This is a genomic window from Corynebacterium sp. KPL4015 (assembly GCF_040225725.1).
GTDB lineage: Bacteria > Actinomycetota > Actinomycetes > Mycobacteriales > Mycobacteriaceae > Corynebacterium > Corynebacterium rhinophilum.
Genome location: NZ_JBEHGF010000001.1, coordinates 138542 through 150996, shown reverse-complemented (window position 1 = coordinate 150996; position 12455 = coordinate 138542). Strand labels below are relative to the sequence as shown.

Below are 12455 nucleotides of genomic sequence, written 5' to 3'. Positions count from 1 at the left end.
TGGGGGTAAAACATTGCTTAGCCGGTGGTTTTCGGCATTGTTCGTTAACGTGTTAATAATTCCCACAAGTTGAATAGTGAATAATGAAATAGGAGTAGGGCTTTGTCATCTAATTCATCGCCTCGGCCCGATAACGGAACCACCAGTGGGCTGGAGAACGTTAATAATACGGAAGAAAGTCAAAAGCGCGTGCGCGGCGCACAACGCATACTGCACGACATCATCTACCCGCACAATATTCACCCTGCCTTGGTTCCTGGCGTGTCCATTGAGGACCAGAAGGTTAAATACAGCGTGGATAAGACCATCCTGGGCGTCGTCGGTGGACTCGTTATCGCCTTCGTAATATGGGGCGTGCTCGCTCCCGAACAGGTTTTTAATACCTCCTCCACCGCCCTGGATTGGGTCATGCGCAACCTAGGCTGGATCTTTACTGCACTGGCCACCTTCCTGATGTTCCTGCTGTTGATCCTCGCCTTTTCCAAATACGGGAAAATCCCACTCGGCGTGGATGGTGAAAAGCCGGAGTTTTCCACGATTAGCTGGGCCGCCATGCTCTTTGGTGCGGGCATCGGCATCGGGCTTATCTTCTTCGGACCCTACGAACCGCTCACTCATTATCTCTCACCGCGCCCAGGCGCCTATGAAGCCGCCAGCGATGAAGCGGTGCTCGGCGCGCTCGCCCAATCGGCCATGCACTGGGGCCTTAACGCGTGGGCCATCTACGCCATCGTCGGGCTGTGCGTGGCCTATGTGTCCTTCCGCCGCGGTCGCGTACCCCTCATGAGCTCCATCTTGATGCCGCTTTTTGGCAACCGCTCCACCGATTCCGCACCGGCGCGCATTATCGATGGCCTGGCGATCATCGCCACGCTCTTTGGCACTGCGGCGACTTTGGGAATTGGCGCGCTACAGATCGGCCGCGGAGTGGAAATCGTCAGCGGTTGGTCTACCACTGGCAATACCGCAGCCTTGGTCATCATTGTCGTGCTGTCCATCGGCACCATCTTTTCCGCCGTGTCTGGTGTGGCTAAGGGCGTGCGGTGGCTATCCAATATCAACCTGGCATTGGCGCTGGGTATCGCGATCTTCTTCTTCGTCATCGGACCGACTGCTCTCCTGGCCAATATGATGCCCGCGGTCATTATTGAGTACCTCGACAACACTCCCGAAATGTTGTCCGCCAACATGGGCGAGGGCGAAGATATGGTCTCCTTCCTATCCTCGTGGACCACGTTCTACTGGGCGTGGTGGGTATCCTGGTCGCCGTTCGTTGGCGTATTCGTGGCCAAGATTTCCCGAGGTCGCACCATCCGCCAATTCGTCCTTGGCGTGCTGTTTATTCCTTCTGCCATCATCATCGCCGCATTCACCATCTTGGGCGGCACCACCATTTGGCTGCAGCGCCGCGATGGCGATATCGCCCCCGATGGCACCATCGATTCCATGCCGGCGGCCGAAGACATCTTCTTCAACGTCTTGGACCATTTCCCCGGATCCAATTGGATGGCCCCGCTGGTCATCGTCATGCTAGTGGTATTTTTCATCACCACCGCGGACTCGGCCTCGCTGGTCAATTCCCAGCTCACCCAGCGCGGCAACCCGCAGCCGAAACCCACTGTCACTGTCTTTTGGGTGCTCTGTATGGCGGGCATCGCCGTGGTCATTCTCATGTCCGGCGGCAAAAACGCGCTGCAAGGCCTGCAAAACCTCATCACCATTACGGCGCTTCCTTTTGCCGTCATCATCGTGCTGATGTGCATTGCCCTCATTAGAGAACTGCGCCATGATCCGGCCTCGATCCGCCACTATTACGAGCACCAGGCCGTCTCCAATGCTGTCATCCACGGCGTGCGTGATTACGGCGATAATTTTGCCCTGTCTATCGAGCCCACAACGGGAGATTCCGATTACGCCACCGGCGGCGAGTTTGATTCCACCGCCGCAGAGGTCACGGAGTGGTACGCGCGCACTGATGAGGAAGGATATGCCATTGGTTATGACTACGAAGCTGGCCGCTACGTGGAAGATGATCCTTCGGTGGCCGATGGCGAGTTCGTATCCGGCTCCGGCGAAGACGATGCACAGACCCCGCCTTCCCATTAAGGCTTGATAATTATTGTCAGGTACAGTCACAGACTATGACCTTGTCCACGTTCGCCTTCGCCTTTGGACTGGTCCTGCTCTCGGGCCTGTCCACCTCCATCGGCGGGGCATTGGCGGTGGGAAAGCGCCAGCCAGGGCCCGCGTTTATGGCCGCGGCCCTGGGGCTTTCGGCGGGTGTGATGCTCTATGTCTCCTTCATGGAAATCCTGCCGGAGGGCATAGCGCAACTTAGCGATGCCCTCGGCGGCGAAAAACCCGGCACCTGGGCCGCGGTAGGAGCCTTCTTCGCTGGCGTTGCGGTCATCGCGATTATTGACCGGATAGTGCCAGAAGAGATCAACCCGCACGAACCGGGCACGACGGAAGAAGATGCCCGGCGCGGCAGGTTGATGAAGACGGGCGTATTTACCGCGGTAGCGCTGGGCTTGCACAATTTCCCGGAGGGCTTTGCCACCTTCTTAGCCGGCCTGGAGTCTAAGGAGATTGCTGTTCCGGTGGCAGTGGCGATTGCCATCCATAATATCCCGGAAGGCATCGCCGTCGCGGTGCCGCTGCGGGAGGCGACCGGCTCGCGCAAGAAGGCCTTTTGGTGGGCTACGCTTTCCGGGCTGGCTGAACCGCTGGGCGCACTCATCGGCTTTGGTCTGCTCTTACCGGTATTGGGGCCGGCCACCATGGGCATTAGCTTTGCTGCCGTGGCCGGCATCATGGTGTTTATCTCTCTCGATGAGCTGCTTCCCACCGCGGAAGAAACTGGTGAACACCACTACGCCATCTACGGCCTTATCGCCGGTATGGCCATTATGGCGGTATCGCTCATGCTGTTTATGTAAATTAGTGCTGCGCTGCCGAGGTGGCAGACGGTGAGCCGGTCGAGGCTTTGACGGCCATGACGATGCTGGCGATGACAAGTCCGAGGATGAGCCCGCACACCATGGACAGGCCGGTTTCGGCCAGCCAGCTCAGCGCGCCATTGTGGATATGTTCAGTGGCAGCCTCGATAAACCCGTGCGGCTGGTCTACTCCGAATTCGTGGAGGCCCGAGGTGACGATATGTCCGCCTACCCACAACATGGCGGCTGTACCGATGATGCCGATGATGTCCAACACGATGGGCATGCCCTTGACCAAGGTATTGCCTAGCAGGGAATTGCCATCGCGGCGCCGGGTTAAGGCCAGGCCAATGTCATCCATCTTGACCAGCAATCCCACGGCGCCGTAGACGCCTAGGGTCAAGATGATACCGACGGCGATGAGCGCGCCGAGGCGCAGCCAGAAGGGTTGATCGATGACCTCATTTAAGGAAATCACCATGATCTCAGCAGACAGGATGAGGTCGGTGGTGATGGCGGATTTCACCAGGCTATCTTCGGCCTCTGGGCCCTTGTTCTGGACGGCATCGGTGGCCTCGCTAGGGGAGGAGTGGAAGAAGGAGAGGATTTTTTCCGCGCCTTCGAAGCATAAATAGGTACCGCCGCACATCAAGATGGGCGTGAGCGCCCACGGCGCAATCCAAGACAGGATCATCGCAATCGGCAAGATGATGACGAGCTTGTTGATGAGCGAACCCTTGGTGATACGCCAGATCATCGGCAGCTCGCGCTGCGGTTTTATGCCCTCGACGTATTGTGGAGTCACTGCGGCATCATCGACGACGACGCCGAGAGACTTCATAGATGTCTTGCCGCCTAAGGCGGCCACATCGTCGACGCTGGAGGCGGCGGCGCGGGCTATTAAGGCGACATCGTCAAGCAGGGCAAAAAGGCCACCGGCCATGGCTTATCCTTCGGGGGCTAAAGTTACGTTTTCTGACCAAGACAAGTCTATGCCGTGGTGGGCAAGCCAGGCCATTGCATCGTCGCCGTGGCGGGTAATTCCCTCGACCGCGTTTAGAGTGGTGTCGATGGCGAGTTCGGCGTCCTCGGCGGAAATGAGGCCAGCGGACGTCGCTGCGGAGAGCTCGTCGATGTCGAGGACAGTAATGGGTTCGCCGGTGGTGGTGACCAAGTCGACGTAGAGATCGCGGGTGGTCCACTCATTGCCTTGGCGCTGGATTTCGGCGACGTCGATATAAAAGTCCTGCTTAACCTCGACGCCGGGGCGGAAGTGGAAGATATTCGCGCGCAGGTTAAGGCTTGGCAGCAGCCACGATTCGAGGTAGCCAAAACGCGGGTGATCGGCACCGCGTGCCATATACAGGCCAAACTCGGTTTCGGTGTAGGTATCGACTTGGCGCAGGTAGCCCTTGGGATCGGTATTGGTGAAGGCCGCAGTATTAAAGGTCTCCTGCTTGACTGGGTGGAGATCAACGGCCATTACTTCACCTCTAGGAAGGCGGCGGTGGGGACGAAATCGCACCGCGCCTCGGTGGTATTAACGGAACCGGAGACCAGGGCAACGACCAGGCCCTTGCCTGTGTGGGCCGTGCCAGACAGCGTTGTGGGCCCATCCTGGTTGATGCCGTTATTGTGCAGCGGGGTAATGCCGCTTTGTAGGGTATTGATATTAAACCACTGCACGTTCATGCCTCCTTGGTCCGGTGCTGCCGGTGGGGTGCCCAAGGCGGTAAAGAGGAAGACGGTTTCGCCCTCGCCGGCGCCGGGGGCGGGAATTTCTGTAGGGCCAGGTACCGCGATGCCAGAGCCGGTGGCGGCGTTGGTGCCGCCGATGCAGTTCGCGGAGACGGTGGGCCAATAAAACTGCCGGAAGTACGGGTTATCGCCCTGCGGCATGGGGACACCGCCACCACCGTCGCCGGTGCCGGCGAAGAAGTCCAAGGCGGACAAGATCGTATTGCGGGCGTCTTCGGGGATCCACGGCTGCGCAGCAAAGGCGCGCACGCGGTCCTGGGTTTCAGGGGTAGGGCGGCCGAGCTCATCCAAGGGGCTGGCGGGCATGTGCTGCTGTGCCAGTGAGGAAAGATCTGGGGCGAAGGCCTGTGCGGGCGCTACCAGGGGAGAGGCGAGGCCAATAAGCGCAGCGGTGGCAGCGGCGATGTAGCCGGTGCGGCCGCTTAGGCGCCAAGAAGTTTGGGCGTGGCTCACGGTATCAGGTCCTTATTGTCTCGCGGGGAAAGTAGTATAGCCCCATTGGTCGCAGCAGTAACAGTAATAACTCTAGTAACGATAGTTATCCGCTGGGAAGTGTCAAGTACTAGGTCGTTTCAGGCACGCGAGACGTTACGGGGTGGCATAGGTCGCGTCTTGGCTCCCCAATGCTGCACTATGCCCTGTTAGGGGGTATCGTAGGACGTCGTTCAAGAACATTTCTCGCGCACCAGCGCTTGTAGATCCTCCGAAGGAGAACCCAACTAGTGAGTAATACCGAGTTCCGTAATGTTGCCATTGTCGCGCACGTTGACCATGGCAAGACCACGTTGGTCAACGGCATGCTGGAGCAGTCCGGTGCTTTTGGCGAACACGGTGAGCACACGGACCGCGTCATGGACTCCAACGATCAGGAGCGCGAGCGCGGCATTACCATTTTGGCCAAGAACACGGCCATCCGCCGCCAGGGTCTGGGCAAAGACGGCGCAGACCTCATCATTAACGTCATCGACACCCCGGGCCACGCCGACTTCGGCGGCGAGGTGGAGCGCGGCATTTCCATGGTGGACGGCGTCGTGCTGCTTGTCGATGCCTCTGAGGGCCCCCTCCCACAGACCCGCTTCGTCCTGACCAAGGCGCTAGAGGCCAAGCTGCCGGTCATCGTCTGTGTGAACAAGACCGACCGCCCCGATGCCCGCATCGACGAGGTTGTCACCGAGTCCCAAGACCTGCTGCTAGAAATCGCCGCTGGCCTCGAGGATGAGGAAGCCGCAGCAGCAGCTGAAGAGTTGCTCGATCTCCCGGTTCTGTACGCCTCCGGCCGCGCCGGCGTTGCCTCCACCGAGAACCCGGGCGATGGCAACGTTCCCGATAGCGAGGACCTGCAGGCGCTTTTCGATGTCATCTACAACGTCCTGCCCGAGCCCTCCGCTACCGTCGATGCCCCACTGCAGGCGCACGTCACCAACCTTGACGCCTCTGACTTCCTCGGCCGTATTGCGCTGCTGCGCATCTACGCCGGCCGCATCAAGAAGGGCCAGCAGGTGGCCTGGATTCACTACGACGATGAGGGCAACCAACACACCAAGACCGTCAAGGTTGCCGAGCTGCTGCGCACGGTCGGCTTCGAGCGTCAGCCGGCCGAAGAGGCCATCGCCGGCGATATCGTCGCCATCTCTGGTATTTCCGATGTCATGATTGGTGACACCATCGCCGATCCGGAAAACCCAGAGGCCCTGCCGCGCATCACCGTTGATGAGCCGGCCATCTCCATGACCATCGGTGTGAACACCTCGCCGATGGCAGGCCGCGGCGGCGGCACCAAGCTGACCGCCCGCATGGTCAAGGCCCGCTTGGAGCAGGAGCTTATCGGTAACGTCTCCCTGCGCGTGCTGCCCACGGAGCGCCCAGATACCTGGGAGGTCCAGGGCCGCGGCGAGATGGCTCTGTCCGTGCTTATCGAGTCCATGCGCCGCGAGGGCTTCGAGCTGACCATCGGTAAGCCGCAGGTAGTTACCCAGCAGATCGATGGCAAGACCTATGAGCCCTATGAGATCCTCACCATCGACTCCCCGTCGGAGCACCAGGGTGCCATCACCCAGCTGCTGGCTTCCCGCAAGGGCCAGATGCAGTCCATGGACGTGCGCGAGGGCGACTGGGTGCGCATGATCTTCCGCGTTCCCGCCCGTGGCCTCATCGGTTTCCGTACCCAGTTCATGACCGAGACCCGCGGTGCCGGCATCGCCAACTCCATCTCCGATGGCATCGATGTCTGGGCCGGCGAGATTAAGTCCCGCGCCACCGGCTCCTTGGTAGCTGACCGCACTGGCCAGATCACCCAGTACGCACTGATGCAGCTGGCTGACCGCGGCAACTTCTTCGTCGAGCCAGGCGCCGAGGCCTACGAAGGCATGGTCGTGGGTGCCAATAACCGCGATGAGGATATTGACATCAACATCACCAAGGAAAAGAAGCTGACCAATATGCGCTCTGCCACCGCAGACGCCACGGTCACCCTGGCCAAGGCCCACACGCTCTCGCTGGAAGAGGCACTGGAATTCTGTGGCAACGACGAGTGCGTCGAGGTAGCCCCAGATGTGCTGCGCGTGCGCAAGCTGGAGCTTTCCGCCACCGACCGCAAGCGCGCCGCTTCCCGCGCTAAGCAGATGAAGAAGTAATCCGCCTCGATCTAAGTGGTGGCTGCGGTTGATGCCGCAGCCGCCGCGATAATCGCCGTCGTCTCCTGCAGTATGGTTTTTACCGCAGAGGCGGCGGCATCGTCGTATTCCACCTGTTGCTTTAATTCTTTGATGCGTTTGCGCATCTCCCGGCGTTTCATTTCGGGCGCATCCTCCTTGAGCAGGGGATAGGCCCCTTTAATCTCGCGGAGAATATCCAAGATAAGCACGTCTTTGGCGCTAGGGGCTTGGGTGCCGTCAAGCACCGCCGCGAGCCTCTCGCGCACTTCATTTTCTAGCGCCGTGTCCGTCATGATGTAACGCTCGCCGCCCAGCTGCCACCACGCGGCATCCTCAATCTCCAATTGGCCGCGGTCCTGAAAATCCTGGGCAATCTTCTCGCGCGGGGAGAACCACCCCGCCTGCAGCAGTGTCTTGACCGAGCTGGTCCGGTGCTCGTGCAGGCTATCCCATGCCCAAGAAAGCACCGGGTGCTCTGGCTTTTTGTCCGTGGCGTGCACCTTATTCTTTGCAGTTATGGCAACTGCTTCGCACAGGAGCAAATCGCTAAAAAGGCCGGCGCGCAGGGCGGTCTCGTTATTGGATAGCACCTCCTTTTTACCGTTGTCCTTGGTAAGCAGGAGGAACATTTCTTGGCAGATAAGCATGGTGGGGACATCCCTTCAATGGTGATTTCGTACGAGTTTAGCGCGCAGAATCTTCGTGTGGCGGGAAGAAGGTACTAAAGTAGTCTGCGATGAAAAATAGTCTCAAGGCCCGTGCACTTGCTGCCACTGCCGCCATCGGCCTCGCGTTTGTCAGCGGGTGTTCGGCCAATCCTGGCCCTCCGCCGGTGGTAGAAGACTCGGACGACCAGGAATCTACCGCCCAGGAAACGGCATCAACGACGACCGCGACGGACGATGAGCCGCCGCGCGCGGAGGAAGATAAGTCGCGGCCCACCATTTCCATCGGTGTCGATCCGCTGCGCGCCGGCCTCAACCCGCACCTGGTGGCCAATAACTCCGAGCTCGTGGATCAGATTGCGGAGCTAGTCTTGCCCTCAACGTTCCACTGGGGACGCATGGATACGGACGTCCTGGAATCTGCCGCGGAGGTCACCGCGCCGGAGGGCGTGGCCCAGCGAGTGCGCTACGTTATTGCCTCTCCCGCGCAGTGGTCCGATGGCACCCCGATTTCCGGCGCGGATTTCAGCTACTTGTGGAAGAAAATGACCACGACCGCAGGCGTTAAAGACCCTGCGGGCTACCGCGCCATTTCCGCGGTGACCACATCCGATGGCGGGCGCGTGGTCACGGTAGATTTTGCAGAGCGGGTTAAGGATTGGAAGCAGCTATTCAATCAGCTCCTTCCCTCGCACCTGCTGCAAAATTCCGATTTTGATTCGGTCCTGGCCAATGACATCCCCGCCTCCGCCGGCCGCTTCTCGGTCGATAGCGTGGACCGCAGCCGCGGGGTCATCACGCTCAACCGCAATGACCGCTTTTGGGGCGCCGATCCCGCTCATATCGACGTCGTCCAGCTGCGCGAGGTGCGCGATAGTACCCAGGCGCTCAATATGCTGCGCTCTGGCCAGATTGGGTTCGCGGACTTTACCCCAGGTCAGACCTCGCAGGAAGCGCTCGGCCTGCTGGGACATGTGAGCGATAAGACGGTTACCCGCCCGCGCCAGCTGCGCTTGCACATGTCCACTGAGCACGGCGCCTTGGAGGACGCCGCCGCGCGGCGCGGGGTGGCCTCGCTTATCGATACCGAACAGGTCGCCCGGCTCGCCACCGGCCGCGCGTCCAACCTGAAGGCCGGGCATAATCCGGTCTCAGGGGAGGCAAACCTGACGGCCCTGCGCGAACGCGCCAGCAAGAAGCCTATCCGCTTCGCCGTCGATCCGACCAGCCCCACGGCTTTGGCTGCGGCAAATACGCTTTACGATGTCCTCGAGGCCCACGGCATCCCTGCTGAGGTCACCACCGACCGGCTCACCACCATTACCACTAAGCTGCTTCCTGAAGGCAAGGTTGATGCGGTGGTGACTTGGGAGGATATCACCCTAACCTCGCTGTCGGCCGCGAATGTCTTCACTTGCGCCGAAGACCAACCGCTCGCCGGGGACCTCTCCGGGTTCTGCCCCGACCACGCCGCCGAAACACGCATGGACATTCTCTCCGGAAAGATAAGTCCTTCCACCGCGCTGGGACGAATCCGCGAGATCAATGCCCAGGACGTGTTATACGTCCCGCTCTTAGATGAAACGCGTGTGCACGCGCTAGGGGAGGGTATTGTAGGCCCCGGCCAAAGTATTGATGATTGGGATAAAGGGCTGGTCACAGCGCCAGTATGGAGGATAGATGAGGACTAAGGACTTGGCGGGCTACCGCGTTGTTGCAGTGCACGCGCACCCTGATGATGAGACGCTATTTACCGGCGGCACCCTCGCCACCCTGGCCGCGCGCGGTGCGCAGGTCACGGTCATCACCCTTACCCTCGGCGAGGACGGCGAGGTCATCGGTGCGCCTTACCAAGGCCTGGCCGAGTACCATCAGCTCGGTGGCTTCCGCGCCCGCGAATTGGCCTGCGCCCTCTCCGCTTTAGGAGTGGAGGGCATCCAACTGGGCGGATTCGGCCACTTCCACGATTCCGGCATGGTGGGATCGCCGTCTCACGATAACCCCCGAGCGCTGGTCAATCGCTTGGATGAGGCGGTAGATCTGCTCCGCGCGGAATTAGATGTACTCAAGCCACACGCCATCTTGACCTATGGACCAGACGGCGGCTATAACCACCCGGACCACGTTGCGGTGCATAGGGTGGTGGAAAAGGCGGCATCGGCAAGCACGCGCATTTGGTGGGCGATTTTTGACCGCGCCGCCAATTACGCCGGCCTGGAGACCCTCGACGCGCCCGCGGGCTGGCGCAAACCCGATGCCGCGTACCTGGATAATTTCACCACCGCCGGTGCGGATCTGACCTTCGCGCTTGACGATGCCGCCCTCCACGCCAAACGCGCCGCCATGCGCGCCCACGCCACGCAAATCTGGCTGGCCGATGGCAGCACCACCGCCACCAACCCCGAGGCCGCCGTCGCCGCTGTCCACGACCCAGCCGCGGTGCCCGGGGCCTACTGCCTGTCCAATAGATTGCTCATGCCCTTGCTGCGCGCCGAATACTTCCAACTCGGCCGGGGCGAGGCCGCAAGCGAGCTCTTAGGCGGTCTGTAATGCGCACTGATTTTAGCCGTGGTGAGCAGGTGACCGGCCTTATCTGGCTTTCTCTCGGCTCCCTGCTATCGCTATTTCTGGAGGTCATTTACCTCACCGCCCGGATTCCGCTGGCTAATGGCGCGAGCATCGCGTTTCCCATCACCATCCTCATCGCCGCTGCCTTCAATGTGGTGCTAACCCGCACCGCGCGGCTGTGGAGTGATCGTACTTACATCGCGGCCATCCCCACCATCGTCTGGGGCCTGGGATTTTTCGCGCTTATGCTGCTGGTTCCGATTACCGGTGATGTCATCGTGGGCAATAATATTCTCAGCTTGCTCCTGCTTTTGGCCGGAATCGGCGGCGGCGTTTGGCCTTTCCTAAAGCAGAAGTGACATACTATATTTCATCCCCAAACCCATGAAATCAGGAAGATTCAAGGATTCTCCATGACTTATACAATCGCTCAACCTTGCGTTGATGTAATGGACCGCGGCTGTGTTGAGGAATGCCCCGTCGATTGCATTTACGAAGGCAAGCGCATGCTCTACATCCACCCAGATGAGTGCGTGGACTGCGGCGCCTGCGAGCCCGCATGCCCGGTAGAAGCCATCTTCTACGAGGATGACGTTCCCGATGAGTGGATCGATTACAACGAAGCCAACGCAGCATTCTTCGATGACTTGGGCTCTCCCGGTGGAGCGGCAGCCCTCGGCCCGCAAGATTTCGATGCGTCAATGGTAGCCGCGCTGCCCCCACAGAATCAGGAGTAAATCATGGCCCGCACACCGCTAGGACAATCGCTTCCGGATTTTCCCTGGAACTCGCTGGCTGGCGCCAAAAAGAAGGCCCAGGCGCATCCAGATGGAATCGTTGACCTTTCGGTGGGCAACCCCGTAGATCCGGTCGCCCCCGGCGTGCAGCTGGCGCTGTCTTCTGCCGCCGAGGCCCCCGGCTACCCGCAAACACAGGGCACGCCTGAGCTGCGCGAAGCCATCGCCTCCGCCCTGCGCCGCCGGTACCGCATGGACGTGGACCGCGTCCTGCCCGTAGTGGGCACGAAGGAGGCCATCGCGTGGCTGCCCACCCTGTTGGGAATGCGCGGCGAGACCGTCGCCTTCCCCTCGGTGGCCTATCCCACCTACGAGGTCGGCGCCCTTCTCGCCGGGGCCACTCCGCTGCGCGCTGACGACGACTTTCAGGATGCCTCCCTGGTATTCATCAATTCCCCGTCCAACCCCACCGGCCGCGTAGCTGGGGTAGAGGAGCTGCGCCGCATCGTGGCCTGGGCCCGCTCGACGGGTGCCATCATCGCCTCCGACGAGTGCTACATGGGCTTGGGCTGGAACGACGACAACCCGCCGGTATCCATCCTGGATCCGCGCGTGACCGACGGCGATAATACCGACCTTATCGCCATGCATTCGCTGTCCAAGTCCGCGAATATGGCCTCCTACCGCGCCGGATTCTTCGCCGGCGATAACGATCTCATCGCGGAGCTCCTGGAGCTGCGCAAGCACGCCGGGCTCATCGTGCCAGGCCCGATTCAGGCGGCGATGGTGGCCGCGCTTGACGATGACCGCACCGAAGCCCTCCAGCGCCAGCGCTACGCCGCGCGCCGCGCCGAATTGATGCAGGCGCTTATCAAGGCGGGCTTTACCATCGACCACTCCGATGCCGGCCTGTACCTCTGGGCCACCCGCGGCGAAGACTGCCGCGAGACCATCGACTGGTTGGCTTCCCTGGGTATCCTGGCCGCACCTGGCGATTTTTACGGCCCCTCGGGTGCACAACACGTGCGCATCGGCTTAAACGGTACCGACGAGCGGGTGCGCGCCGCCGTCCAACGCCTCGCCAGTGCCTAACTCGCCTCGCGCGTTTCGCCCGCCTGCCCGGGAGGGGATTTC

General features: G+C 60.7%; 12 protein-coding genes. 8 read left to right on the top strand and 4 right to left on the bottom strand.

The window, feature by feature from the left end; genetic code table 11:
- Window positions 1-189: 189 nt before the first annotated feature.
- Both ABRP64_RS00710 and zupT read left to right on the top strand, forming a co-directional pair.
- Window positions 190-2106 carry a BCCT family transporter gene (locus tag ABRP64_RS00710; RefSeq protein ID WP_502880496.1) on the top strand — a complete coding sequence of 639 codons (1917 nt, stop codon included), beginning with the start codon at window positions 190-192 and terminating at the stop codon, window positions 2104-2106.
- A gap of 35 nt (window positions 2107-2141) precedes the next feature.
- The gene (gene zupT, locus ABRP64_RS00705) at window positions 2142-2939 is read left to right on the top strand and encodes a zinc transporter ZupT (protein WP_284850352.1); all 798 of its coding nucleotides are present in this window, start codon (window positions 2142-2144) and stop codon (window positions 2937-2939) included.
- Between the two features lies 1 nt (window position 2940).
- On the opposite strand, the gene ABRP64_RS00700 is transcribed toward zupT, so the two are convergent.
- The 3 genes from ABRP64_RS00700 to ABRP64_RS00690 are packed head-to-tail and all read right to left on the bottom strand — an operon-like array spanning window position 2941 to window position 5150.
- Window positions 2941-3882: a DUF808 domain-containing protein gene (locus ABRP64_RS00700; RefSeq protein ID WP_349865070.1), complete on the bottom strand. Its 942-nt coding sequence runs from the start codon at window positions 3880-3882 to the stop codon at window positions 2941-2943.
- Window positions 3883-3885: 3 nt separating this feature from the next.
- Window positions 3886-4422 carry a ribonuclease FAU-1 family protein gene (locus ABRP64_RS00695; protein ID WP_296090247.1) on the bottom strand — a complete coding sequence of 179 codons (537 nt, stop codon included), beginning with the start codon at window positions 4420-4422 and terminating at the stop codon, window positions 3886-3888.
- Window positions 4422-5150, bottom strand: coding sequence for an Rv1157c family protein (locus ABRP64_RS00690; protein ID WP_349865068.1), 729 nt, complete (start codon window positions 5148-5150; stop codon window positions 4422-4424). Before ABRP64_RS00690 ends, ABRP64_RS00695 begins: the two co-directional genes overlap by 1 nt.
- A 269-nt stretch (window positions 5151-5419) precedes the next feature.
- On the opposite strand from ABRP64_RS00690, the gene typA reads away from it, so the two are divergent.
- Complete coding sequence (gene typA / locus ABRP64_RS00685; RefSeq protein ID WP_284769917.1) at window positions 5420-7330, top strand: translational GTPase TypA; 1911 nt, start codon at window positions 5420-5422, stop codon at window positions 7328-7330.
- Between the two features lie 11 nt (window positions 7331-7341).
- Here the strand turns inward: typA and ABRP64_RS00680 are convergent, their stop codons facing one another.
- Window positions 7342-7998, bottom strand: coding sequence for a GOLPH3/VPS74 family protein (locus ABRP64_RS00680; protein ID WP_349865066.1), 657 nt, complete (start codon window positions 7996-7998; stop codon window positions 7342-7344).
- A gap of 89 nt (window positions 7999-8087) precedes the next feature.
- Here ABRP64_RS00680 and ABRP64_RS00675 point away from each other — a divergent pair, with 89 nt between their 5' ends.
- From ABRP64_RS00675 to dapC, 5 genes are read left to right on the top strand one after another with little or no spacing between them, the layout of a single operon-like run.
- Window positions 8088-9707: an ABC transporter family substrate-binding protein gene (locus tag ABRP64_RS00675; protein WP_349865064.1), complete on the top strand. Its 1620-nt coding sequence runs from the start codon at window positions 8088-8090 to the stop codon at window positions 9705-9707.
- A complete protein-coding gene (locus tag ABRP64_RS00670; protein WP_349865062.1) occupies window positions 9697-10566 on the top strand; it encodes a PIG-L family deacetylase in 870 nt (289 codons plus the stop codon). Before ABRP64_RS00675 ends, ABRP64_RS00670 begins: the two co-directional genes overlap by 11 nt.
- The gene (locus ABRP64_RS00665) at window positions 10566-10943 is read left to right on the top strand and encodes a hypothetical protein (protein ID WP_349865060.1); all 378 of its coding nucleotides are present in this window, start codon (window positions 10566-10568) and stop codon (window positions 10941-10943) included. Before ABRP64_RS00670 ends, ABRP64_RS00665 begins: the two co-directional genes overlap by 1 nt.
- Window positions 10944-10997: 54 nt before the next feature.
- Complete coding sequence (gene fdxA / locus ABRP64_RS00660) at window positions 10998-11321, top strand: ferredoxin (RefSeq protein ID WP_284769911.1); 324 nt, start codon at window positions 10998-11000, stop codon at window positions 11319-11321.
- A 3-nt stretch (window positions 11322-11324) separates the two neighbouring features.
- A complete protein-coding gene (gene dapC / locus ABRP64_RS00655) occupies window positions 11325-12413 on the top strand; it encodes a succinyldiaminopimelate transaminase (protein WP_349865058.1) in 1089 nt (362 codons plus the stop codon).
- Window positions 12414-12455: the final 42 nt, after the last annotated feature.